At 67.2% G+C, this 22,633-nt stretch carries 24 protein-coding genes; 10 read left to right on the top strand and 14 right to left on the bottom strand.

Annotated elements, in window-relative coordinates; genetic code table 11:
- Positions 1 to 8: 8 nt before the first annotated feature.
- The 6 genes from V6M63_RS16105 to V6M63_RS16080 form a co-directional block, all read right to left on the bottom strand.
- Entirely contained in the window at positions 9 to 833 is an 825-nt protein-coding gene (locus V6M63_RS16105; RefSeq protein WP_332743502.1) for an alpha/beta fold hydrolase, read from the bottom strand.
- Between the two features lie 97 nt (positions 834 to 930).
- On the bottom strand, positions 931 to 1,428 hold the full coding sequence (locus V6M63_RS16100; RefSeq protein WP_332743583.1) for a cupin domain-containing protein: 498 nt from the start codon (positions 1,426 to 1,428) through the stop codon (positions 931 to 933).
- Positions 1,429 to 1,679: 251 nt separating this feature from the next.
- Positions 1,680 to 2,432, bottom strand: coding sequence for an SDR family oxidoreductase (locus tag V6M63_RS16095; RefSeq protein ID WP_332743501.1), 753 nt, complete (start codon positions 2,430 to 2,432; stop codon positions 1,680 to 1,682).
- A gap of 5 nt (positions 2,433 to 2,437) precedes the next feature.
- On the bottom strand, positions 2,438 to 3,223 hold the full coding sequence (locus V6M63_RS16090) for an ABC transporter permease (RefSeq protein WP_332743499.1): 786 nt from the start codon (positions 3,221 to 3,223) through the stop codon (positions 2,438 to 2,440).
- A gap of 36 nt (positions 3,224 to 3,259) precedes the next feature.
- Positions 3,260 to 4,258, bottom strand: coding sequence for an ABC transporter substrate-binding protein (locus V6M63_RS16085; RefSeq protein ID WP_442909603.1), 999 nt, complete (start codon positions 4,256 to 4,258; stop codon positions 3,260 to 3,262).
- A 51-nt stretch (positions 4,259 to 4,309) separates the two neighbouring features.
- Positions 4,310 to 5,146: an ABC transporter ATP-binding protein gene (locus V6M63_RS16080; RefSeq protein ID WP_332743495.1), complete on the bottom strand. Its 837-nt coding sequence runs from the start codon at positions 5,144 to 5,146 to the stop codon at positions 4,310 to 4,312.
- Positions 5,147 to 5,370: 224 nt separating this feature from the next.
- Between V6M63_RS16080 and V6M63_RS16075 the strand changes: the two genes are divergently transcribed.
- A complete protein-coding gene (locus V6M63_RS16075; RefSeq protein ID WP_332743493.1) occupies positions 5,371 to 5,541 on the top strand; it encodes a hypothetical protein in 171 nt (56 codons plus the stop codon).
- A gap of 77 nt (positions 5,542 to 5,618) precedes the next feature.
- Here the strand turns inward: V6M63_RS16075 and V6M63_RS16070 are convergent, their stop codons facing one another.
- Positions 5,619 to 6,281 (bottom strand): class I SAM-dependent methyltransferase, encoded by a 663-nt coding sequence (locus V6M63_RS16070; protein ID WP_332743491.1) that lies wholly within the window; start codon positions 6,279 to 6,281, stop codon positions 5,619 to 5,621.
- A 49-nt stretch (positions 6,282 to 6,330) separates the two neighbouring features.
- Entirely contained in the window at positions 6,331 to 7,368 is a 1,038-nt protein-coding gene (locus V6M63_RS16065) for a GlxA family transcriptional regulator (protein ID WP_332743489.1), read from the bottom strand.
- Between the two features lie 166 nt (positions 7,369 to 7,534).
- Between V6M63_RS16065 and V6M63_RS16060 the strand changes: the two genes are divergently transcribed.
- The 4 genes from V6M63_RS16060 (at position 7,535) to V6M63_RS16045 (ending at position 12,108) form a co-directional block, all read left to right on the top strand.
- Complete coding sequence (locus V6M63_RS16060) at positions 7,535 to 9,013, top strand: MATE family efflux transporter (protein ID WP_332743487.1); 1,479 nt, start codon at positions 7,535 to 7,537, stop codon at positions 9,011 to 9,013.
- Positions 9,014 to 9,051: 38 nt separating this feature from the next.
- On the top strand, positions 9,052 to 10,365 hold the full coding sequence (locus V6M63_RS16055) for a vanadium-dependent haloperoxidase (RefSeq protein WP_332743485.1): 1,314 nt from the start codon (positions 9,052 to 9,054) through the stop codon (positions 10,363 to 10,365).
- Positions 10,362 to 11,468: a class I SAM-dependent methyltransferase gene (locus tag V6M63_RS16050; protein WP_332743484.1), complete on the top strand. Its 1,107-nt coding sequence runs from the start codon at positions 10,362 to 10,364 to the stop codon at positions 11,466 to 11,468. Before V6M63_RS16055 ends, V6M63_RS16050 begins: the two co-directional genes overlap by 4 nt.
- Before the next feature lie 295 nt (positions 11,469 to 11,763).
- Positions 11,764 to 12,108, top strand: coding sequence for a heavy metal-binding domain-containing protein (locus tag V6M63_RS16045; protein ID WP_332743483.1), 345 nt, complete (start codon positions 11,764 to 11,766; stop codon positions 12,106 to 12,108).
- 114 nt (positions 12,109 to 12,222) lie between these two features.
- On the opposite strand, the gene V6M63_RS16040 is transcribed toward V6M63_RS16045, so the two are convergent.
- A complete protein-coding gene (locus tag V6M63_RS16040) occupies positions 12,223 to 12,828 on the bottom strand; it encodes a glutathione S-transferase family protein (RefSeq protein WP_332743482.1) in 606 nt (201 codons plus the stop codon).
- 114 nt (positions 12,829 to 12,942) lie between these two features.
- Here V6M63_RS16040 and V6M63_RS16035 point away from each other — a divergent pair, with 114 nt between their 5' ends.
- Positions 12,943 to 13,914, top strand: a complete 972-nt coding sequence (locus tag V6M63_RS16035) for a helix-turn-helix transcriptional regulator (protein ID WP_332743481.1) — start codon at positions 12,943 to 12,945, stop codon at positions 13,912 to 13,914.
- A gap of 3 nt (positions 13,915 to 13,917) precedes the next feature.
- On the opposite strand, the gene V6M63_RS16030 is transcribed toward V6M63_RS16035, so the two are convergent.
- Positions 13,918 to 15,120 (bottom strand): lytic murein transglycosylase, encoded by a 1,203-nt coding sequence (locus V6M63_RS16030; protein WP_332743480.1) that lies wholly within the window; start codon positions 15,118 to 15,120, stop codon positions 13,918 to 13,920.
- Positions 15,121 to 15,353: 233 nt separating this feature from the next.
- Entirely contained in the window at positions 15,354 to 16,718 is a 1,365-nt protein-coding gene (locus V6M63_RS16025) for an MBL fold metallo-hydrolase (protein WP_332743479.1), read from the bottom strand.
- A gap of 128 nt (positions 16,719 to 16,846) precedes the next feature.
- Between V6M63_RS16025 and V6M63_RS16020 the strand changes: the two genes are divergently transcribed.
- Positions 16,847 to 17,428, top strand: a complete 582-nt coding sequence (locus V6M63_RS16020; RefSeq protein ID WP_332743478.1) for a hypothetical protein — start codon at positions 16,847 to 16,849, stop codon at positions 17,426 to 17,428.
- A 6-nt stretch (positions 17,429 to 17,434) separates the two neighbouring features.
- On the opposite strand, the gene V6M63_RS16015 is transcribed toward V6M63_RS16020, so the two are convergent.
- The gene (locus tag V6M63_RS16015; protein WP_332743476.1) at positions 17,435 to 18,427 is read right to left on the bottom strand and encodes a ZIP family metal transporter; all 993 of its coding nucleotides are present in this window, start codon (positions 18,425 to 18,427) and stop codon (positions 17,435 to 17,437) included.
- Between the two features lie 182 nt (positions 18,428 to 18,609).
- Here V6M63_RS16015 and V6M63_RS16010 point away from each other — a divergent pair, with 182 nt between their 5' ends.
- The 3 genes from V6M63_RS16010 to V6M63_RS16000 are packed head-to-tail and all read left to right on the top strand — an operon-like array spanning position 18,610 to position 19,747.
- The gene (locus V6M63_RS16010; RefSeq protein WP_332743474.1) at positions 18,610 to 18,879 is read left to right on the top strand and encodes a hypothetical protein; all 270 of its coding nucleotides are present in this window, start codon (positions 18,610 to 18,612) and stop codon (positions 18,877 to 18,879) included.
- Positions 18,880 to 18,920: 41 nt separating this feature from the next.
- Complete coding sequence (locus V6M63_RS16005) at positions 18,921 to 19,367, top strand: GNAT family N-acetyltransferase (protein ID WP_332743472.1); 447 nt, start codon at positions 18,921 to 18,923, stop codon at positions 19,365 to 19,367.
- A gap of 44 nt (positions 19,368 to 19,411) precedes the next feature.
- Positions 19,412 to 19,747: a DUF5329 domain-containing protein gene (locus V6M63_RS16000; RefSeq protein ID WP_332743471.1), complete on the top strand. Its 336-nt coding sequence runs from the start codon at positions 19,412 to 19,414 to the stop codon at positions 19,745 to 19,747.
- A 7-nt stretch (positions 19,748 to 19,754) separates the two neighbouring features.
- Here the strand turns inward: V6M63_RS16000 and dnaJ are convergent, their stop codons facing one another.
- Both dnaJ and dnaK read right to left on the bottom strand, forming a co-directional pair.
- On the bottom strand, positions 19,755 to 20,888 hold the full coding sequence (gene dnaJ / locus V6M63_RS15995; RefSeq protein ID WP_332743470.1) for a molecular chaperone DnaJ: 1,134 nt from the start codon (positions 20,886 to 20,888) through the stop codon (positions 19,755 to 19,757).
- 94 nt (positions 20,889 to 20,982) lie between these two features.
- A partial coding sequence (gene dnaK, locus V6M63_RS15990; protein WP_332743468.1) for a molecular chaperone DnaK occupies positions 20,983 to 22,633 on the bottom strand: 1,651 nt, incomplete at its 5' end.

Genomic DNA, 22,633 nt, shown 5'->3' with positions numbered 1-22,633 from the left:
CTGTGTCTTCAGTTCAGACCCAGCAGGGCATTGACCGCGCCGGGGGCTTCGAGCGGGCACGCATGGCCCACGGAACCGAGATCATTCCACGCCACGCTGGCGGCCTGCGCCACGGCCTGGCACGACGCGGGCGTGGTGATGCCGTCGGCGCTGCCACTGGCCACGGCCACGGGGCATTTCACCCGGGCCAGGTCGGTCACCAGGGTGCCGTGCGCGAGCAGGCGCGCGGCCTGCGTGTAGCCCGCGGGAATCACCTGCGACATGCTGTCCTGAACCGCTTCGACCAGCTCGGCCGGCGCGCCGGGCGAGAGCATGGCCGCGCCGCGCGCCTGGGCCATGCCTTGGGGGCCCAGGCGTTCCAGCGTGGCCAGACGGTCGCGCAGCTTCTGTTCGCGCACCGCAGGCTCGGCGTCGCCGTAACCGGCGGCGGGTGAAAGCAGCACCAGGCGCTGCACGCGAGGCGGCGCCAGCACGGCGGCACGCGCGGCCATCAGCGCGCCCAGCGAGTGGCCGACCAGCGTCACCGGGGTGCGAACGCCCAGCGCATCGAGCCAGGCCCAGAGCCGCTCGGCGTAGTCGTCGGCCCGCGGCCAGTCGGCCTTCACCGGGTCGCTGCCGCCGTAGCCGGGCGCGTCCCAGGCCAGCACGCGCAAGGGCGTGCCCACCGCCGCGTTGAGCTGGCGCACCCAGCTGCCCGAGGCCGAGCCGATGCCGTGCAGCAGCACGTGCGTCACCGCCTCTGCCGACCCCGCCTCGCGGTGCGACACGCGCGCGCCACCCGCCGGCACGGTGCTGCGCAGCGGGTAGAGGGCGAGGGCTTCGAGAGGTGTCATGAAGGCGTGAAGTGAAGTTGATCCAGAAACACCGCGGAACCGGCTTTGCCGGGCCGCCCCTGAGGGGTGACGCGCAGCGGCGCGGGGGGAGCCAGATTCACCTTTTGATCTTGGCCAGAGGGGAGTCGGGGGGATACGTGGGCGTGATCGGCTGCGGCGAGCCCAGCATCACGCACATCAGCGCGTCTTCGTCGCCCACGTTGTGTTCCTCGCGGTACACGCCGGGCGGCACCGATATCAGGTCGCGCTCGCCGACGATGGTCTCCCAGCGCTCGCCGTCCTTCTCGCAGACCACCTTCATCGCGCCGCGCATGACGAAGAAGATCTCTTCCACGTCGTAGTGGATGTGCGATGGGCCGATGTTGCCGGCCGGAATGACCATGGTGGAGAAGGTGAAGTGCGCGGCGGGCACGGTGTTGGTGTCCTTGTTCACGCCGGTGCCGCCGGTGCCCACGTAGCGCATCTGCGCGCGGCGGTACTTGGGGTCGTAATCGGCCTGGAACTTCAGCGCGTCCCAGTCGTAGCTGCGGGTGGACTTGCGTGCCACGCGGCTGTCCATCCACTGCGCGAAGCTCTGGCCTTCGGCGCGCATCATCACGCGCTGGGTTTCGGCTTCGGAGGGGATGTTGGGATCCATCAGGCCGCGTTCGTTGAACACGGGCTGGTTGGCCGCGGCGGTGGGTTTGTGGATGGTGGCTGTGCTCATGATGTTCCTTTCAGAGGGAGAGGTCGCGCGAGATGATCTGACCAGAAATGCCGTGGAACCGGCTTTGCCGGGCCACTGGCATTGCCCCCTTGAGGGGGGATTCGGCTACACGAAGTGAGCAAGAAACGGGGGTGTTCATGTCAATTCATGGTGAAGCCGCCGTTGACGGGCAGCAGCTGACCGGTGATGAAGCCGCTGGCCTGCGTCAGCAGAAACAGCGCCGCGGCGTTGACGTCTTCGGGCACCTGGGGCCGCCGGATCGCGCGGCCTTTCAAGTAGTGGTCGTGCCGCTCCTGCGGCACGTAGGCGGTGGCTTCCACCAGGGTGAGGCCGGGGGCGATGGCGTTGACGGTGGTGCCGTCCTCGCCCATCTCGCGCGCCAGCGAACGCGTCATGGCGATCACCGCACCCTTGCTCGCGGCGTAGGCCAGCAGGCGGGGCGCGCCCCACAGCGCGGTGTCCGAGGCGATGTTCACCACGCGGCCGCTGCCGCTGGCGGCCAGGTGCGGGCGGGCGGCGGCGGTGACCAGCCAGGTGCCGCGCACGTTCACGTCCATCACCAGGTCCCAGGTCTCGGGGCTGAGGTCGTTCATGCCCTTGCCGCCCGAGTTGGTGATGGCCGCGTTGTTGATCAGGCCGTCCAGGCCGCCCAGCCACTGCGCGGCGGCGTCCACGCCTTCGCGCACGCTGGCGGCATCGAGCAGGTCCAGTGGCACGTAGTGCACGTTCGGGCCGAGGTCCTGTGCGAGCTGGCGGCCCTGTTCGTGCAGCACGTCGCTGATGACCACGCGCGCGCCGGCGTCCACCAATGCGCAGGCGAAGCTCGCGCCCAGGCCGCGGGCGGCGCCGGTGACGAGCACACGGCGGCCGGTGAGTTGGATCTCGGATGCCATGCTGTTCAGGCCACGCGCCGCTCGGCGCTGGGCAGGTAGTGCAGCACGCGCTTCTCGGCGATCACCACGGCGTAGTAGGCAATGATGCCGATCACCGTGAGCGCGGCGATGACCACGAAGACGCCGGCGGTGTTGCCCTGGCCCTCGAAGAACACCAGCAGGTAGCCCAGGCCCATGTTGCCGCCCACGAGTTCGCCCACGACCACGCCGATCACCGCCAGCGTGCTGGCGATGCGCAGGCCCGAGAACAGCGCGGGCAGGGTGGTGGGGTACTCGACCATGCGGAACACCTGCAGCCGGGTGGCCGAGAACGAGCGCGCCAGGTTGATCATGTCGTGGTCCATGGTGCGCATGGCCGAGAGCACGTTGATGAGCACCGGGAAGAACACGATCAGGATCGCGACCAGGATCTTGGGGTACATGGTGTAGCCCAGCCACATCACGAACAGCGGCGCGAACGCGACCTTGGGCGCGATCTGCAGCGCCAGCAGGTAGGGCGAGAGCACGGCCTCGACCTTGGGCGAGAGGCCCAGCGCGTAGCCGATCAGCGCGCCCAGCAGCGAACCCAGGATGAAGCCCACCACCACCTCCGCGCCGGTGATGCCGGCGTGCCAGAGCAGGCGCTCGGTGCCCCAGATGCGCACGGCTTCGTCCCACACGCGCGAGAACGGCGGCAGCACGAACTCGGGCACGCCCAGGGCGCCGGGGCCGAACTCCCAGGCCACCATGAACACCACCAGCACAGCCAGGCTCCAGAGCGCTGTGCTGTAGCGCTGCAATACGTCTTTCATGTCGCGACTTTCGAAAGCGGGAAGGGACGGTTCGGTTTACTTGGCCAGCACGAACTGGTTGGTGTAGAGGTCCTTGAGCGGCGTCTCCTTGGGCACCACGCCATTGGTGACGTAGAACTTCTGCAGTTCACCCAGACGGGCCTCGTCCATCAGGCCAGGGACCTTCTGCTTGGCGTAGACGTACTGGTTGAACAGTTCGAAGGCCTTCTGGATGCTGGCTTCCTTGCCCTTGTGCACCGGCACGTGGTTCACGTAGACCGCGGTGGCGGCCTTGGGGTCGGCCATGATGTCCTTCATGCCCTTGAGCGTGGCGCGCACCAGCTTCTGGATCAGCTGCGGGTTCTTGGCGATGGTCTCGTCGGAGGCGAGGATGGCTTGGGCCATGCTCTTGAAGTAGAGGTCGGCCGGCATGATGTCGACCTGCGCGCCCGCGTCCATCGCGCTCACGGTCCAGTCGGGCACACCCGCCATGGCCGAGGCCTTCTTGGCGGCGAACTGCTGCCACACGCCTGCAGGACCAGCGGCCTGGATGTTCACGTCGTTCTTGGTCAGGCCGACCTTGCTGAGCATGCCGAGCAGGGCGTAGTAGGTGGTGTCGGTGTAGGCCAGCACGGTGACGGTCTTGCCCTTGAGCTCGCGCGGGCTCTCGATCTTCTCGTCCTTGTGGCTCACGAGCTGGGTGAGGGAGCCGGCGCCGAGCACCGCCACCGCCTTGACGGGGATGCCCTGGGCGCGCGCGATGATGGGCGTGTCGCCGATGGCGCCGCCGATGACCGCGTTGCCCGCGCCGATCTGCTTGGCCACGTCCACGCCGCCGCGCGCGGTGACGAAGTTGACCTTCAGTCCTTCCGCCTCGTAGTAGCCCTTGGCCTGCGCCAGCATCCACGGGCCGAAGGCGGGCAGCGTGCCGGGCGCGGGCAGCAGGTAGGTGATCTCCTGCATCGGCTGCGCATGGGCGACCAGGGGCGAGACCAGCGCCGCGGTGGCGAGCAGGCTCAGACAGGCACGGCGGGTTCCGTTGAAAGCGCGGGTCATCTTCATGGCAACTCCAGGGGGGACGGGTGGATGGAACGGGTGGGTGGGGGATCAGTGCACGTCGGTCTGTGCGTCGAGCTTGAGCAGGTCCATCAGGCGCGACACGTAGTCGCCCACGGCCGTGTGCTTGCGGCGGGCCATCGGGTTGTCGCGGCCGGGGATGTCGACGGTGATCTCTTCGACGATGGTGCCGGGGCGCTCGCTCATCACCAGAATGCGGTCGGACAGCGCGACGGCCTCGGCCAGGTCGTGGGTGATGAAGAGCACGGTCTTCTGGTGCTCGGCCACGGTGCGCGCCAGGTCCTGCTGCAGGATCATCTTGGTCTGCGCGTCCAGCGCGGAGAAGGGTTCGTCCATCAGCAGCACGATGGGGTCGACCGCGAGCGTGCGCGCCATCGCGGCGCGCTGGCGCATGCCGCCGGAGAGCTGGTGCGGGTAGTTGTTGCCGAAACCCTTGAGGTGGCATTGCGCCAGCAGCCTGGTGGAGATGGCGGCGCGCTCGGCGGCCTTCACGCCACGCAGCTCCAGGCCGAACTCCACGTTCTGCGAAATCGTGCGCCAGGGCATCAGCAGGTCCTTCTGCAGCATGAAGGCGACGTGCCTGTTCGGGCCGGTGACCACTTCACCATTGACCTTCACGGTGCCGGCCGAGGTCTTGGCCAGGCCCGAGCCCATGTTGAGCAGCGTGCTTTTTCCGCAGCCCGATGGTCCAATCAGCGAAACCACTTCGCCCGGCTGGATGGCCAGCGTCACGTTGCGCGCGGCGATCACCTCGGGGTTCTTGCCGCGGCCCGGAAATCGTTTGTCCACGCCGATGAATTCGATCGCGGGATGCAAACCGCCGGTGACCGGGGCGGTTGCGCGGGAGCCGTGAAGTGCGTCGTTCATGGGGACCTGGGGGTGGCGGTTGATGTTTTGTATATGAAACGTTGATTCATTACGGAATCAATGCTAAGGCCAGCGGCGTGCCTTGTCTGCAAAAACCCACCAAGACCGCGGGGTATTGGGGCCGCCTGTTCCGGGGTCCGGGTGCGCGGTCCGGACGGGCGGAAAAAGCAGTTCTCTCGGCTATGGCCTAATAGCGGCTTTGCAATTTCTCTCAGGAAACAGCCATGGGCAACAAAATCGTCACCGAAGCCGACCGCAAAGCCACTCCCCGTCCGAAGCCCGTTGCTGGCGTTTCCCTGACCACGCCGGGCCGTGGCCAGCGCGTGAGCCTGGAGCGCGGCGTCGCCACGCGCAGCAAGAAGAACCCTGGCAAGCGCTCGAAGAAGGGCGGCTGATCGGGCCGGCCCAGGTGGCCGACCTCGCTGAAATGCAAAAAGCCCGCACTGCGGGCTTTTTGCATTTCAGCGTCGCTTCAGCGCACGAAGCTCAGGAACCGCCCCTTGTAGGCCGTGCCGTCCTCCAGCTGCCGGTCAGCCGCCTGCATGGTCAGCACGAAGCCCAGCATGCCCATGGCACGGCCAAATGCGGCGCGGTTGCCGCGGTCGGGATCGACGATCACGATCTGCGCGCCCACGGCCGCGTGGCGGTGAATGAAGGCGGCCAGTTGCGCCGGCTGCTGGCGTTCGTACAGCAGGTCGCTGCCCACGATCAAGTCGAACAGACCCAGTGCCGGGTTGTCGGTGGCCGCCACGCTCTCCCAGTTGCCGGCCTGGTAGGGAAGGGGCCCCAGGTCGTTGAGGGCGAGGTTGTGCTGGAGGAACTCTTCCGTCAGTGGGTGCCAGTCGCTCACCGTCACGCTGGCACCGCGCCGGTGCATCACCAGGCTGGCCAATGCCAGGCCGGCACCGATCTCCAGCACACGCAGTCCCGCCAGTGGGTGCGTGAGCATGGCCAGTGCGAGCACGCGCGAAGAAGGCCACACCTGACCGAAGTGCGACCATCCGGCCGAGGGCAGGCCGATGTCGGCGGCGGCGTGGTGGGTGTCGATGTATTGCTGGTCGTCGACAAGCCGACGGATGTGCCAGTCTTCGCCGCCGAGGCGCAGCGTCTCGGTTCGGACTTGGTAGCCTGGCATGGGTGGCTTTCGTTGGGGGGCGTGGGGCACGGTACCACGTGCCTCGACATCACTGTTGGCGCGCAAACTCGGGAATGCGAAAACGCTTGCGATAGGCGCCTGGCGCAAGCCCGGTCGTGCGCTTGAACAGGCGCCGGAAGAAGGCCGAATCCTCGTAGCCGACGCGCCAGCTGATGTCGTCCACCGATGCGTCGGTGCGTTCGAGCCGGCGCTTGGCATCCTCGATGCGCAGGCGCTGCACATACGAGATCGGGGCGAGACCGGTGGCCCCGGTGAAACGGCGCTTGAACGTGCGTTCCGCCAGCTTCGATTGTTTGATCATTTCCTCGACCGGGTTGGCGATCGAGAAGTGTTTCGCCAACCATTGCTGCGCGCTCTGGATCTCGGCGTCGCCGTGGTCGCTCTTGCCTTCGAACACCATGAAGGGCGTGAGACCGTCTTGATGCCACTGCAGCGCAAACATGCGCGCCACCTCTTGGGCATCGGTGGCGCCCAGGTAGCGGGCAATCAGGTACAGCACCATGTCGTGCCACGTGGTTGATGCCCCCGAGCTCACCAGGTCGTCGTGCAGACCAGAGATCACGAGCACCCGCTCCGGGTGCACCGAAACGGCCGGAAAGGCCGCCGTGAACACGGGCGCATAGCCGTAGTGCACTGTGGCGTCCTTGCCGTCGAAGAGTCCCGTCTCGGCCAGCAGGAAGATGCCCGAGCAGGCCGACCCCAACAGCGCGCCTCGGTCGTTCATGCGGTGCAGCCAATCGACCAGCACGGGATATCGGTCCTTGTGCCAGCCGTCTGCCTTCAGGAGGATGGACGGGACGATGACGATGTCGGTGGTCTCGACGTCGGCAACCGAGCGTTGCACGGTGATGGGCACCCCACTGGCCAGTGCCAGAGGCCCCGCGACTTCGCCCACGATCTCCACCTGAAACGGCGGGCGCTTGCCCTCGCTGGACATGCGCATCAGCGTGAAGGCATTCATCACATCGAAGATGCCGAACAGCGTGGAGGCCACTGCATCGGGCAGTGCCACGAGGCTGACGTGAATCGGACCCAGTCCGGCGTGGGTCTTCGGCTTGGCCAGCATGGTTCGAAGTCCTCCTGAAGTGGCATGAACGACCCGTTCCCGAGCGGTTCCAGCTCTGTTCCCTGTGGGCTCGCACTTTGATCATAAGCGCGTGACTCCTCACCGTGCGCCGCTCCCCGCGAGCGGCGCTGCGCTTCTGCTTCTGACTCCACACAGGGAATTCAACATGTCCATCTCTCACACGCACACCGCACATTCACCCAGGTCGTCCCAGGCCGCCGCGCCTCGCCTGGTCGTCCAGGAGGGACAATCTCTCTTGCGCCTGGCCGCGCCCATCATGTTGATCGCGCTGGTCAACATGGGCATGAGCATCACCGACACCGCGATGGTCTCCGCTCTCTTCGGCGCGCAGGCGCTGGCGGCGGTGGCCGTCGGCAGCGACCTCTACTCCATCCTCTTCTACCTGGGCGCCGGCGTGCTCGGCGGGCTCGTGCCGTTCTACACCGCGGCCGTGGTGCGGGTCGATCTGATCGAGCGGCTGCGCGTCGAGCGCATCGGCCGCATGGTGGTGCTGGGGCTGGGCGTGCTGCTCGCGCCGCTGGTCTGGACTTCGCCCGACTGGCTCTCATTGCTCGGCCCTGACCCGGCGCTGCTGCACGAAGGCCGCGGCTACACCCGCGCCATGGCACTGACCCTGCTGCCGATGCTGGGGGTGATGCTCTACCGCACGATCCTGACCGCGGCGGAGAAGCCCAAGGTGTTCCTGAAGGTCACGCTCGCCATGCTGCCGCTGAACGCCGCGTTGAACTGGGTGCTGATGGTGGGTGCGGGCCCGATCCCGGCCTTCGGGCCGGCAGGAGCCGGCTACTCCTCGCTGATCGTGGCGACTGCCAGCCTGGTGATCCTCGTGCGGGTCGCACGCAACACCACCGGGCGATACAGCCTGCTTTCGTCGAGCCCCTGGGTCGACTGGGTCGGCATGGCGGCCGTGCTGCGCGTGGGCTTGCCCATCGGCATCGCAACGGTGGCCGAGGTGGGCATCTTCCTTGGCGCAACGATCTATGCAGCGACGCTGAGCGCAGCCGACGTGGCGGCCCACACGCTCACGCTGAGGACAGCGGGCGTGGCCTATGCCGTGCCGGCGGCGCTGCTGCAGGCCTCGATGGTGCGCATGGCGCGGGCGCACACGCTGGGCGACCTGACGATGCAGCGCGCCGTCACCTCGGGCAGCCTCATGTTGTCGCTGGGCTTCGGCCTTGTCATCTGCCTCGCGCTGGTGTTCGGTGCCGGGCCGCTGGCGCACGGCTTCTTCGACAGCAGCGCGGCCGGGCTCGCGGCGGCCGGTCTCGCTGCGGGGCTGCTGATTCTGCTGGGCGTCATGGAGCTCATCGTCGGGCCCGGCTCGGCCGCAGCGGGCCTGCTGCGCGGACGCAAGCTCACCCGCGCCCCGATGGTGTACGGGCTGATCGGGCATTGGGCCGTGGGTGCGCCCATCGGCATCTACCTCTGCGAGGTCCAGGGTCTGGGGATTGCTGGCGTGTGGATCGGCTTGAGCGCGGGCACCTTGCTCACCACCGTGCTGACGCTGTGGCGCCTGTTTGCCGGGAGCGGACTCGCTGCCGCAGCGAACGCCCGAACTGGCACGAACGGCTCTTTCCTGGGCGATTCCGGCTCTGTTCCCAACGCCGCCGCAAATCGATCATGAATCCCTCACCAACCCGTCATCTTCACTGGAGAAACACCATGTCCCACCCCTCCCGATTCCACGCAGCAAGCTGGCTCACGGCGACCGCATTCGCCGCGCTGGCTGCGACCTCACAGGCCGCCGAACCCGTCAAGACCTGGTGCGCAGCCCGCTGCGACCAGATCGTCATCGACTGGAACCAGCAGACCCACCAGGTCATCAAGGCGGCCACCGGCTACCAGGACCCGATGGCCGCCTCGCGCATCCTTGCGATGGTGCACCTGGCGATGCACGACGCGGTGAACGCCGCGCAGCCGCGCTACCGCGCCTACGCCTACGAGGCCAGGACGCCCGCAGGCAAGACCCAGGCCGACGCTGCAGTGGCCGCCGCCGTGGCTGCACACGACGTGCTCGCCGCCCTGTTCCCCAAGCAGAAGGAGATGTTGCGCGCCACGCTCGACGCCTCGCTGCACGACGCCGGCATGGGTGCCGCCATCGGTGAAGGCAAGAGGCTGGGCGCCGAAGCCGCGGCTGCGATGCTCGCCCGGCGCGCCGACGACGGCAGCCAGGCCGACGAAGCCTACCGGCCAGGCACGCGCCCCGGCGAATACCGGTTCGTGCCCGGTTTCGATTTCCTCGCCGCGCCGCATTGGCGCTCCGTCAAGCCATTCACGATGCGCTCGCCGCAACAGTTCCGCGTGGCTGCACCACCGGCCTTGGCCAGCGCGGCCTACGCCACCGATTTCAACGAAGTGAAGGCCACCGGCAGCAAGGCCGCGAATGCGGTGCGCAGCGCCGAGCAAACGCAGTACGCCGCCTACTGGTACGAGTTCTCCGACAGCGGCTGGAACCGCATCGCTCGCAGCGTGGCCCGCAACAAGCCGCAGGACCTGTGGCAGCGCGCGCGCACCTTTGCGCTGCTCAACGCCGTGATGGCCGACGCCTACATCGCGGGATGGGACTCCAAGATGCACTACAACCTGTGGCGCCCGGTCACGGCGATCCAGCAGGCGGACGCCGACGGCAACCCGGCCACCAACGCCGAGGTCAACTGGGAGCCCATGCTGCCCACGCCACCGGTGCAGGACTACCCGTCCACGCACAGCGCGCTCGGTGCGGCGGCAGCGGTGGCGCTGGCGCAGGCCTTCGGCGGTGACCGTGTGGCATTCACGATGGCTTCGCCCAGTGCGCTGCCCGATGCCCCCGCGCGCACATTCGCGAGCTTCAGCGCAGCCGCGAAGGAAAACGCCGACTCACGGGTGCGTGCGGGCCTGCATTTCCGTTTCGCCACCACCGCGGGCCTGCAACTGGGCCTGCAGATCGGCCAGCAGGCGGTCCGGGACATGCTCGGCCCGGTGGGAGATGCTCGATGAGCGCCGCGACCCATCCGAACATGCCGACGAAAGCCATGGACACACCCGTGATCGATCAAGCGAAGCTCGAAGCCTTCTTCATGCGCACGGTCAGCGACTTGTCCGCCGGCTACGCCGGGGTGATGGTCAGCCTGGGCAGCAAGCTTGGCCTGTACAAGGCCATGGCCGGCGCCGGCCCGGTCAGCCCCAAGGAACTGGCGGCGCGCGCCGGATGCGCCGAGCGCTACGTGCGTGAGTGGCTGAACGCGCAGGCCGCAGGCGGCTACGTCGACTACCACGCCATGAGCGAAACCTACGAGCTGACCCCCGAGCAGGCGATGGTGCTGGCCGACGAGGACAGCCCCGCCTACATCCCCTGCGCGTGGAACGTGCCGGCGTCGATGTGGGCGGACGAAGACAAGGCCGTCGATGCCTTTCGCACCGGCAAGGGTGTTGCGTGGGGTGATCACGCCGAGCGCATGGTCTGCGGCGTGGCGGCCTTCTACCGCAACGGCTACCGGGCCAGCCTTGTGCCGGAGTGGCTGCCCGCCCTGGACGGTGTGATGGCCAGGCTCGAGGCCGGCATCGAGGTCGCCGACGTGGGCTGCGGCCATGGCCACTCGACCGTGCTGATGGCGCAGGCGTTTGCGAAGTCGCGTTTCCACGGCATCGACACGCATGCGTTGTCGATCGCCGAGGCCCGGCGCAACGCGGCCGAGGTCGGTCTCGGCCAACGGGTGAGCTTCGACGTGGCGAGTGCCGTCAACTACCCGGACAGGCAATACGGCCTCATCTGTTTCTTCGACACGCTGCACGACATGGGCGACCCGGTCGCAGCGGCGCGGTACGCGGCCGAGGTGCTGGCACCCGACGGCACGGTGATGTTGATCGAACCCCTCGCCAGCGACCGCGTGGAGGAGAACATCTCAACGGTGGGGCGCCTGTACTACGCCGCTTCATCGGTGCTGTGCTGCGCCCACGCCATCTCCGAGGGCGGCAAGCTCGTGCTCGGGGCACAGGCTGGCGCATCGCGTCTGGCGGAGGTGTTTCGCCGGGCGGGGTTCACACGTTTTCGGCGTGCGGCCGAGACGCCCTTCAACATGGTGCTGGAAGTGAGGCGCTGATGCACACCCGCAGCGACCCTTCCATGGCCACCCGATTCGAGCTGCTGGCAACAGCCCTGGGACTGAACATCGCCCTGGCGGGCATGGTTGTCATGGCGGCATCGGCATTCGGCGTGCTGGATGCGCGGTTCCTGTGGTTGTGCTGGCCCGTCGTTGCCAGTCTGATGTCGTGTTTGTCCTTGCGGCGCCTGAGCCTTGCGCTTGATCCACTGTTCTGGCGCTGCGCACCGCCCCGCGGGGCAGCAGGCACAATGCCCGGGCACCCGCCGGGCGGTGCGTCAGCGGGAGTGTTCACATGGGCTGGTTCTCCAAAGCGAAAGACGGCTTCTTCCTCAGCACCACCTTGCCCGAGGGCGTGGAGCGCTCGCAGTACCTCGGCATCGTGCACGGTGAGGCCATCATCGGCGCCAACATCTTCCGCGACCTGTTTTCCTCGGTGCGCGATGTGGTGGGTGGCCGTGCCGGTGGCTACGAGCGCGCTCTCTCGGGCGCGCGCGACGCGGCCATGGAAGACCTCATCGAGTCGGCGCGCGAGATGGGCGCCAACGGCGTGATCGGCATCGACTTCGACTACGAAGTGCTCGGCGAGACCAACGGGATGATGATGGTCGCCGTGAGCGGCACGGCGGTGAAGCTGTAGCACCCCCCGCCGCGCTGCGCGCGTCCCCCCTCAGGGGGGGGCGCACCCTGGGGCCGGCGGAGCCGGACCCTCGGGTGCTCTGGATGAGGCACTTTGCTCCGGAAACATGAATCGTCAAGCGTCGATCTGCATCGAAGGGCGCGCCTGCACCTTGCCCAGCCACGCCATCACGTGCGGGTGCTTCTGCACCGGCGCGCCGATGTAGGCGCTGTAGCCGATCACCGAGCCCACGATCAGGTCCACCAGCGAATACGCTTCGCCCAACATCCAGGGCTGCCGGCTCAGGCGGGCATCGAGCAGGGCCAGCAGCTCGTCAAGGTTTTTGCGTGCCGCGGTGCCATGGGCATCGTCGGGCGTGCCCAGATCCTTCGCGGCCTGCAGGCGCACGAGCGGCGCGCCGTAGGTCACGTACGACCAGGTGCTCCACGACACCGCCTGCAGGTGCGCTGGCGTGCCGGTTGCAGGCCACAGGCCGCTCTTCACACCGTACTGTTCGCCCAGCCATATCTCGATCGCCAGCGCCTCGAACATCGGCGCGCCGTCCACCGTCAGCGTGGGCACCTTGCCGTTGGGGTTGAGCGCGAGGAAGTCGGGCCGGCGCTGCTCGCCGGTGGTGATGTCGACCTTGACGCGTTCGTGCGTCACGCCGAGTTCGGCGAGTGCACAGGCAACCGGGGTGGCGCTGGACATGGGGTGCCAGTAGAGAACGATGTTGGACATGAGGGGGCTCCTTGGAAGGGTTGAAGGCCGGTTCGACACCGCGTCGAACCCGTGTCCGCAATGTCGCCCCGATTGCGGACACTTTCTGCCCTCGACAAGAGGTAGAGTCTGACCATGCTTTCTTCATCTTCACGCTTGCTGCGGGTGTTGTCTTTGCTGCAGACCCGCAGCCATTGGGCGGGCCCCGAACTGGCCGAGCGGCTGGAGGTGCACCCGCGCACCCTGCGCCGCGACATCGACCGGCTGCGCCAACTCGGCTACCCCATCCACGCCAGCAGCGGCGTGGCGGGTGGCTATGCGTTTCGCGCGGGCCAGTCGCTGCCGCCGCTGCTGCTCGACGACGAAGAGGCGCTGGCCGTGGCCATCGCGTTGCAGATCGCCGCCGCGGGCACCGTGAGCGGCGTGGAGGAAGGTTCGCTGCGCGCGCTGGTCAAGCTGGAGCAGGTGATGCCCACCCGCCTGCGCCGCCGCACCCATGCCCTGCGCTCGGCCATCGTGCCGATGCAGCGCATGGGTCCGACCATCGATGCCGGCGTGCTGGCCACGCTGGCCACGGCCTGCCGCGACCAGCTGCAGGTGGGCTTCGCGTACCGCGACATGCGCGGCCAGAGCACGGTGCGCACGGTGGAACCGCAGGGCCTCGTGCACACCGGCAGCCGCTGGTACCTCGTGGCCTGGGACCCGGCGCGCGACGACTGGCGCACTTTTCGCATCGACCGCGTGGAGGGCGCGCCGAGCACCGGTGCGCATTTCGCACCGCGCGCCGCGCCGGCGGGTGATCTGCGCGCCTACGTCTCGCGTTCGGTCATGGGCGTGCCGGGTGAACAGGCGCGGGTGGTGTTGCACCGGCCGCACGCCGAGATGGAGCGCAGCATCGCGCACTCGGCCGCCACGCTCGAGCCCATCGACGACACGCGCTGCCTCATGCTGTGTGGTGCCCACCAGTTGGACGCCCTGGTCTACTGGCTCATGGCGCTGGACGTGGACTTCGATGTGCTGGAGCCGCCCGCGCTCAAGGAACGGATGCGCGCGGCCGGCGTTCGCCTGGCACGCAATCTGGCCCGCGCCGATGGCGGCGCGGCCTGAGCCTCAACCGCCGCGCAAGGCCTTCAGCAGCTTCTGCCCCGCGCGCCCGTTGGCCTCGTGCCCCAGGCGTTCCTGCTCGGCGCGGATCGCCACGCGGCTCTTGTCGCCCAGCATGCCGTCCACCGCGCCGATGTCGTGGCCGCGCGCGATCAACAGGGTCTGCACCTCGCGGCGCTCGGCGCGCGAGAGGCCGGGGTCGTCGGTGGGCCACGGCGTTGCGAAGGGGCCACCACCGCGCAGCCGGTCCGACAGATGGGCGATGGCCAGGCCGTAGCTCTCGGACGCGTTGTAGCCATAGATCGCGTCGAAGTTGCGCAGCACCAGGAAGGCCGGGCCTTGCGGGCCGGCGGGGGTCATGAGGCCGGCGTTGCCCGTGGCGGGCAGTGGCGATCCGTCGACCCGTTTGAGGCCGCGCGCTGCCCATTCGCTCATGCCGCGTTTGGTGCGGCGGCCCTCACCTGCGGTGCTGAAACCCTCGGGCAGCTTCACTTCAAAACCCCAGGGCTGGCCGGTTTGCCAGCCGGCCCGGGTCAGGAAATGGGCCGTGGACGCCAGCGCGTCGCTGGTGCTGTCCATCAGATCGGCCTTGCCGTCGCCGTCGAAGTCCACCGCCAGCCGCTCGAAGGTGCTGGGCATGAACTGCGTGTGGCCGAAGGCGCCGGCCCACGAACCGACAAAACGCTCAGGCGCAATGTGGCCGGCCTGCAGGATGCGCAGCGCCGAAAACAGCTCGGTGCGGAAGTAAGCCTGCCGCCGCCCGAAGCACGAGAGCGTGCCCAGCGACTGCACCAGCGGCGACTTGCCAAAGGTCTGGCCGAAGTTGCTCTCCACGCCCCACACCGCAACCACCGTGGCGGGGTCCACGCCGTACTTGTCGTTGACCCGCGCCAGTGTTTCGGCGTGACGCTCCAGCATGGCGCGGCCCTCGGCCACACGCTCTTCGTCCACGAGGCCGGCCAGGTAGTCCCAGATGGCCGTGCGGAACTCGGGCTGGAAGTTGAGCTTGTCGATCACGCTCATGTCGGGCGCGAGGTTCTGCGTGTGCATCGCAAAGGTCTCGTCGCGCACGCCAGCGGCGCGCGCCGGAGCGCGCAGCGTGTTCAGGCAGTTGTCGAATTCGGGGTTGGGGGCGGGGGCGGGCGACTGCGCCCAGACCGCGGATGAGAGCAGGGCAGCGCCCAGGAGCAATGGAAGGTGTCGTGTCATCAAGATTCGAGTGGGATGGTTGGTGCGGGTTCAACACACCCGTGTCAGCAAATGTTCAATTTTCATGCACGGCACGGCACGGCACGGCACGGCACGGAGCGCGAGCCGCCCCGCATGAGCCAACCCAGACCAGGGACACCGAGGGTCCGGCTCCGCCGGCCCCAGGTGTCGCCCCCCTCCCGCCGAAGGCGAGAGAGGGGGGAGGCGCCGAAGGCGACGCGGGGGGTGCTTCTTCAAGCACTCCAGGTGCTGCCATGTTCGGGCACCAGGGCCTGCCAGCGCAGCTCGGTTTCGATGCGGTGGCGCAGCCGGTCGGAAGCCTCCATGTCGCCGTGCGTGACGAACACGCGGCGCGGGGGACGGGGCAGGGCACGCAGCCAGGCCATGAGTTGCCCGGCGTCGGCATGCGCCGAGGCGGATTTGAGTTGCACGATCTCGGCGCGCACCGGCAGGTCTTGCCCGTGGATTCGCAATTGGGCGCCACCGTTGGCCAGCGTGGCGCCGCGTGTGCCGGGGGCCTGGTAGCCGGTGAGCAGCACCATGTTGCGGTGATCGCCCAGGTACTGCACCAGGTGGTGCAACACGCGCCCGCCGGTGGCCATGCCGCTGGCGGCCAGGATCACCTTGGGGCCGTGCTGGCGCGCAATCGCCTTGGACTCGTCGGCCGTGCGCGTCATCTTCGCCACCTGCGCCATGGCGTGGCACTGATCCGCGTTCAGCCGGTGCTCGCCCAGGTGGCGCGCAAACAGCTCGGTGCTGTGGATGGCCATCGGGCTGTCGAGGTAGACCGGCAGGCTGTGCGGCAACTGGCCAGACGCCTTGAGCTGTGCAATGGCGTGCAGCAGGGCCTGTGCGCGACCCACCGCAAACACCGGCACCACGGCCGAGCCGCCGCGCGCACACACGCGCGCCAGTGCCGGGCTCAGTTCGGCCATCACGTCTTCGTCCGGGTGATCACGATCACCGTAGGTGGATTCGCACAGCACCACGTCGGCTGCGGGTGGTGCGTCGGGCGCGAACATCAGCGCGTCGTCGGGCCGTCCGAGATCACCCGAGAACAGGATGCGCCGACCACCCACTTCCAGCAGCAGGCTGGCCGCGCCGAGGATGTGGCCCGCGCCCGAGAACTGCGCGGTCCAGCCCGGCAGCGGCTCGAAAGCCTGGTGCATGGCCACGGTACGAAACAGCTTGAGGCTTTGCAGCGCATCGCTCTCGGTGTAGAGAGGCAGGGCGGGCGAATGTTTGGAGAAGCCCTTGCGGTTGGCAAAGGCCGCGTCTTCTTCCTGGATGTGGCCGCTGTCGGGCAACAGGATCTGCGCCAGATCGCGCGTGGCCGGCGTGGCCCACACCTTGCCGTGAAACCCTTCGCGTGCCAGCAATGGCAAATACCCGCTGTGATCCAGGTGCGCGTGCGTGAGCAACACGGCGCCGATGTGGTTGGGCGTCACGGGCAGCGGGTCGCGGTTGCGCAAGCGAAGCTGCTTGTATCCCTGAAACAGACCGCAGTCGACCAGGACGCTCTGGCCATCGTGTTCGACCAGGTACTTCGAGCCGGTGACGGTGCCGGCTCCCCCAAGAAATCGGATGTGAACGCTCATCCGAGGCATCTTACGCCGCGCCTGGGCACACCCCGGACGGGTGCACCGTCACTCCAGCAGGACCGGGGGGAGTACCGAACCTGGCCATGTGCGTGAATGCGGATCCGGCTATTTTTTGGAGTCTTGCCATGAAACACTTCGTCGCTTGCCTGTGTCTGTTCCTGCTCACCAGTGCGCTGGCCCAGGACCGCGTGATCGGACACGTGGGCCGCCAACCCGTGCTGGAGAGCCAGTTGAAAGGATCTGACGACGCGACCCGGGCAGAGCACCTGCGCGACCTTGTCGTGCTCCCGGCCATCAGGGCCTACCTGCAGCCCCATCAGCAGCGCCTGAAACCGACCGATCAGGAGATTCAACGATTCATGCAGCTCGACCGCGAGTACCGCCGATGCCGGGGGGAGGCCGACGAACCAGAAGACCCGTTCTTCGCGGAATGGATGGTGTCGAACCTCAAGCTGCAGCGATACATCTATGAGCAGCACGGCGGTGGTCGGCTGCGTTTTCAGCAGATGGGCACAGAGGCCTTCGACGCGACCCGGGAAATGATCCTTGAACTTGAACGTCGGGAGGCATTTGCGATCCACAGTGCCGAACTGCGCAGGCTGGCCCTGAACTACTGGCTTGAGCCGAACGGGCCGCTGATGCCCGATCCCGGTGTGGACAAGGCTTTCAGGATCGAGCGTGCGTTCAACGCATGCCCGAGCCGCTGACGTTGCTCAGGCCAGTGCCGCATCCATCAGCAGCATGAAGATGAAGCCTGCCAGCAAAGTGCCGGTGGCCATGGTCTCGAAGCCGTTGCGGTGTGTCTCGGGAATGATCTCGTGGCTCACCACGAACAGCATCGCACCCGCCGCCAGCGCCATGCCCAGTGGGTAGAACACCGGCACGCTGCCCAGCACCGCCAGGCCCACGATGGCGCCCAGCGGCTCGGCCAGGCCCGTGAGCGCGGCCACACCCCAGGCCTGGCCCGCGCTGCGGCCCAGCGTGCGCAAAGCCATCGCCACGATCAGGCCCTCGGGCATGTTCTGCAGCCCGATGGCCAGCGCCACGGAAGCACCCGCCTGCGAGCCCCCCGCCTCGCCGACGCCCGCATAGGCCGCGCCCACCGCGAGTCCCTCGGGCACGTTGTGGATCAGGATGGCCAGCACCATGAGTCTGGCGCCTTGCGCCGCGTTGGCCGTGTGCGCGTTGGTGTGACCGTGCGCGGCGGGCGGCAGCACCGCATGTTCGTGCGGCGTGAAGTGGTCCACCGCGAGCATGAGGCCCATGCCCAGCGCCAGGCCCGCGCCACTGAGTGCGGCAGCACCGACACGACCGCCGAGCAGCGCCTGCCCTGCCTCCAGCGAAGGCAGCAGCAAGGCGAAGATGGCAGCGGCCAGCATGATGCCGGCCGAGAACGACATCAACGCCGCTTCCTGCAACTTGCTCACGCGCTGCACCAGAAACACCGGCAAGGCACCCACGGCGGTGGCCACCGCCGCCAGCAACGAGGCCTGCACGCCCGCCACCATGGCATTGCCGTGTTCGGCAGCATCCCACCAGGCGCGCGTGGGCGCCCAGAACGTGCTGAGCGAGGCAAGGCCCGCCATCGTCAACAGACCGATGCCCAAGGCAAAGAGGGCGTTGCGCAGGGCGTGCGGCGGCACCGGCAGTTCCAGTTGCTGCACCTGGGCCCAGACGGGGCGGACTTGTCGGATCAGTTCGGCCACAAGCACTCCTCTTGAATCGACAGGAGTTGAGAGTTTGGCAAAAGCTATTGATCGAGGCCAATCGATGTTGGCAATGAAGGAGATAGTCGGCGTGGGGATGACGCGCCAGATGCCGATACAGTGCACGACTGGCGGTGCTTGCTCAGCAATGGCAAAAGGCTCACTCACCTGTGGAGGCTGCTATGGACGAGGATCTTGAATCCCGGTCGCGCGAACAACTCGTCGCGGAGGTCAAAAAGCTGCGTGATGCCATTCGATCTCATCGAGATGCCAGTGGCCATGACCTGTGCTGGCACCATCCCGCTCTGTGGGCGCTGTTGCCGGAAAGGGTCGCTCCATCGCTGGAAGTCCCGGTTTGGCCGCAGTTCATGCGGGGCTGCATCAAGTACCGCCAATCGCTGGACGAGCAGCTTGCGGATGCGCCGCGAAGCGATCAGGAATTCAAAGGTTGACGTGCGGGCCGCTGCTGGCCTCGAACATCGGAGGAGACACCGTGCCCATTCGCTGGTCCGAATCACTTGACACCCTGGATTGGGACGAGTTGTCCGCGCTCTACCTGGCGGCGCCGCTCGGCAACAAGAGCCCGGCCTGGCTCAAGACGGTTTTCTCCAACAGCATGTTCCGTTGCCTTGCCTACGACGAGGGGCGCCTGGTCGGCGTCGGAAGGGCGCTCGCCGATGGAGCGGATTGTGCGTACATCTGCGACGTGGCCGTTCTGCCCAGCCACCAGGGAACCGGCCTGGGAAAGGAGATCATCACCAGGCTGGTGGTCGCATCGCGCGGACACCGAAAAATCCTTCTCTACGCGGTGCCGGGCAAGGAATCCTTCTACGGCAAGCTGGGGTTCAGGCGAATGAGCACCGCCATGGCCATCTTCGAGAACCAGGGCATGGCGTTGAAGCAGGGCTACATCGCTCGTGAGGCCGGGGATCCGGCGTGAAGCGTTGTCACGGGGTTCTTGCCCTGCAGGCATGGGTGTGCTGCATGGCTTTCGCCGAACCCACCCCCGCGCCGGTGCGTGCGGAAATCGAAATGATCCTGAACCGCCTCGAAGCCTCGACTTGCTGGTTCCAGCGCAACGGCGCCTGGCACGACGGCGCGCGGGCCAAGGCCCATCTGCTGCGCAAGCTCGAGTACATCGAGAAGAAGGGAACGGTGCAGAGCGCGGAGCAGTTCATCGAGCTCGCCGCGTCCCGCAGCAGCCTCTCGGGCCGGCCTTATCAGGTCAGGTGCGGCCGCGATGCGCCGGTCCCGACCCGTCAGTGGTTGAGCGAACAGCTCAACACCGTTCGCGCATCCTCGCGCGGCACACCGCCCTGACGTCAGATCAACTGAAGAACGACTTCGCCTTCTCGAACCAGCCCTTGTCGTTTGGGCTGTGCTTGTGGCCGCCCTTCCTGAACGATTCGTCGAGTTCCTTCAGCAGCTTGCGCTGGTGCTCGGTGAGCTTGATCGGGGTTTCCACCGCCACGTGGCAGTACAGGTCCCCGGGGTAGCTGCTGCGCACGCCCTTGACACCCTTGCCGCGCAGGCGGAAGGTCTTGCCGCTCTGGGTGCCTTCGGGCAGGTCGATGGTGGCCTTGCCCGCGAGCGTGGGCACGTCGATCTCGCCGCCCAGGGCGGCCACCGTCATGCTCACCGGCACCTGGCAGTGCAGGTCGTCGCCCTCGCGTTCGAAGATGTCGTGCTTGCGCAGCCGCACTTCGATGTAGAGGTCGCCTGACGGGCCACCGTTCTGGCCGGGTTCGCCGTTGCCGGTGCTGCGGATGCGCTGGCCGTCGTCGATGCCGGCGGGGATCTTGATTTCCAGCGTCTTCTGCTTCTTGATCTTGCCCTGGCCGTGGCAGGTGGTGCAGGGCTCGGGAATGATCTTGCCGGTGCCGGCGCACTGCGGGCAGGTCTGCTGCACGCTGAAGAAACCCTGGCGCATTTGCACCGAGCCTTGCCCGTGGCAGGTGCTGCAGGTCTTCACGCTGGTGCCCGGTTTGGCGCCGGTGCCGCTGCAGGTTTCGCAGTCGTCCCAGCTCGGGATGCGGATCTGCGTTTCCTTGCCGCCGGCCGCTTCTTCCAGCGAGATCTCCATGGCGTACGACAGGTCGGCACCGCGGTAGACCTGGCGGCCACTGCGCTGGCCGCGCGCGCCACCGAAGATGTCGCCAAAGATGTCGCCGAACGACTCCGAGAAGCCGCCGAAGCCCTCGGCGCCGGCCGCGCCGCCGCGCAGGTTGGGGTCCACGCCGGCGTGGCCGTACTGGTCGTATGCCGCCTTTTTCTGCGGGTCAGAAAGCATCTCGTAGGCTTCTTTCGCCTCCTTGAATCGCTCTTCCGCCGCCTTGGAGGCATCGCCCTGGTTGCGGTCGGGGTGGTGCTTCATCGCAAGCTTGCGATACGCCTTTTTGATTTCTTCGTCTGCGGCGTTCTTGGGCACGCCCAGCACTTCGTAAAAATCGCGTTTAGCCATGGTGTTTGGGGAACAGCCCCTGGGGGTTCGGTTGGAACACAAACGCCGCGACAGGCTTCCCTGACGCGGCGGATGATCGAAAAGCTTCAGCCGATCAGGACTTCTTCACTTCCTTGACTTCGGCGTCGACGACGTCGTCGTCGTTCGCCTTGCTGCTGCCTTGCGGTGCGCTCTCGGCGGTGGCCGCCTGCTCCGCTTGCGAGGCGGCGTACACCTTCTCGCCGAGCTTCTGGCTGGCTGTCATCAGCGCTTCGGTTTTCGCTTCGATGGCTTCCTTGTCCTCGCCCTTGGCTGCTTCTTCCGCGTCCTTCAGGGCCGACTCGATGGCTTCCTTCTCGGCCGCTTCGAGCTTGTCACCGTGTTCGCCCAGGCTCTTCTTCACGCTGTGCACCATGGCCTCGGCCTGGTTGCGCGCCTGCACAAGTTCGACCTTCTTCTTGTCGTCGGCGGCGTTGAGCTCGGCGTCCTTCACCATCTGCTGGATCTCGGCTTCGGACAGACCCGTGTTCGCCTTGATGGTGATCTTGTTTTCCTTGCCGGTGCCCTTGTCCTTGGCGCCCACGTGCAGGATGCCGTTGGCGTCGATGTCGAACGACACCTCGATCTGCGGCATGCCGCGCGGCGAAGCCGGGATGCCTTCGAGGTTGAATTCACCCAGCAGCTTGTTGCCCGAGGCGATCTCGCGTTCGCCCTGGAACACCTTGATGGTCACGGCCGGCTGGTTGTCCTCGGCGGTCGAGAAGGTCTGCGCGAACTTGGTCGGGATCGTGGTGTTCTTCTGGATCATCTTGGTCATGACGCCGCCCATGGTCTCGATGCCCAGCGACAGCGGGGTCACGTCGAGCAGCAGCACGTCCTTGCGGTCACCCGAGAGCACCTGGCCCTGGATGGCTGCGCCCACGGCCACGGCTTCGTCGGGGTTCACGTCCTTGCGCGGTTCCTTGCCGAAGAACTCCTTCACCTTCTCCTGCACCTTGGGCATGCGGGTCATGCCGCCGACCAGGATCACGTCGTGGATGTCGGAGACGCTGATGCCGGCATCCTTGATGGCCATGCGGCAGGGCGCGATGGTGCGTTCGATCAGCTCGTCCACCAGGGCTTCGAGCTTGGCGCGCGTGAGCTTGATGTTCAGGTGCTTGGGGCCCGAGGCGTCGGCGGTGATGTAGGGCAGGTTCAGGTCGGTCGCGGCCGAGCTGGACAGCTCGATCTTGGCCTTCTCGGCGGCTTCCTTCAGGCGCTGCAGCGCGAGCACGTCTTTCGACAGGTCAACGCCCTGGTCCTTTTTGAACTCGGCAATGATGTAGTCGATGATGCGCTGGTCGAAGTCTTCGCCGCCCAGGAAGGTGTCGCCGTTGGTGGAGAGCACTTCAAACTGCTTCTCGCCATCGACGTCGGCGATCTCGATGATGGACACGTCGAACGTGCCACCACCCAGGTCATACACCGCGATCTTGCGGTCGCCTTTTTCCTGCTTGTCCAGGCCGAAGGCCAGGGCCGCGGCGGTGGGCTCGTTGATGATGCGCTTCACATCGAGGCCGGCGATGCGGCCGGCGTCCTTGGTGGCCTGGCGCTGTGCGTCGTTGAAGTAGGCGGGCACGGTGATCACGGCCTCGGTGACCGGCTCGCCCAGGTAGTCCTCGGCGGTCTTCTTCATCTTGCGCAGGATGTCGGCGCTGACCTGCTGGGCCGAGATCTGCTTGCCGCGCACTTCCACCCAGGCGTCGCCGTTGTCGGCCGCCACGATG

Source organism: Hydrogenophaga sp., from assembly GCF_036675665.1.
In the GTDB taxonomy this organism is placed as follows: Bacteria; Pseudomonadota; Gammaproteobacteria; order Burkholderiales; family Burkholderiaceae_C; genus Hydrogenophaga.
This window is presented reverse-complemented; position numbering and strand designations above follow the sequence as displayed.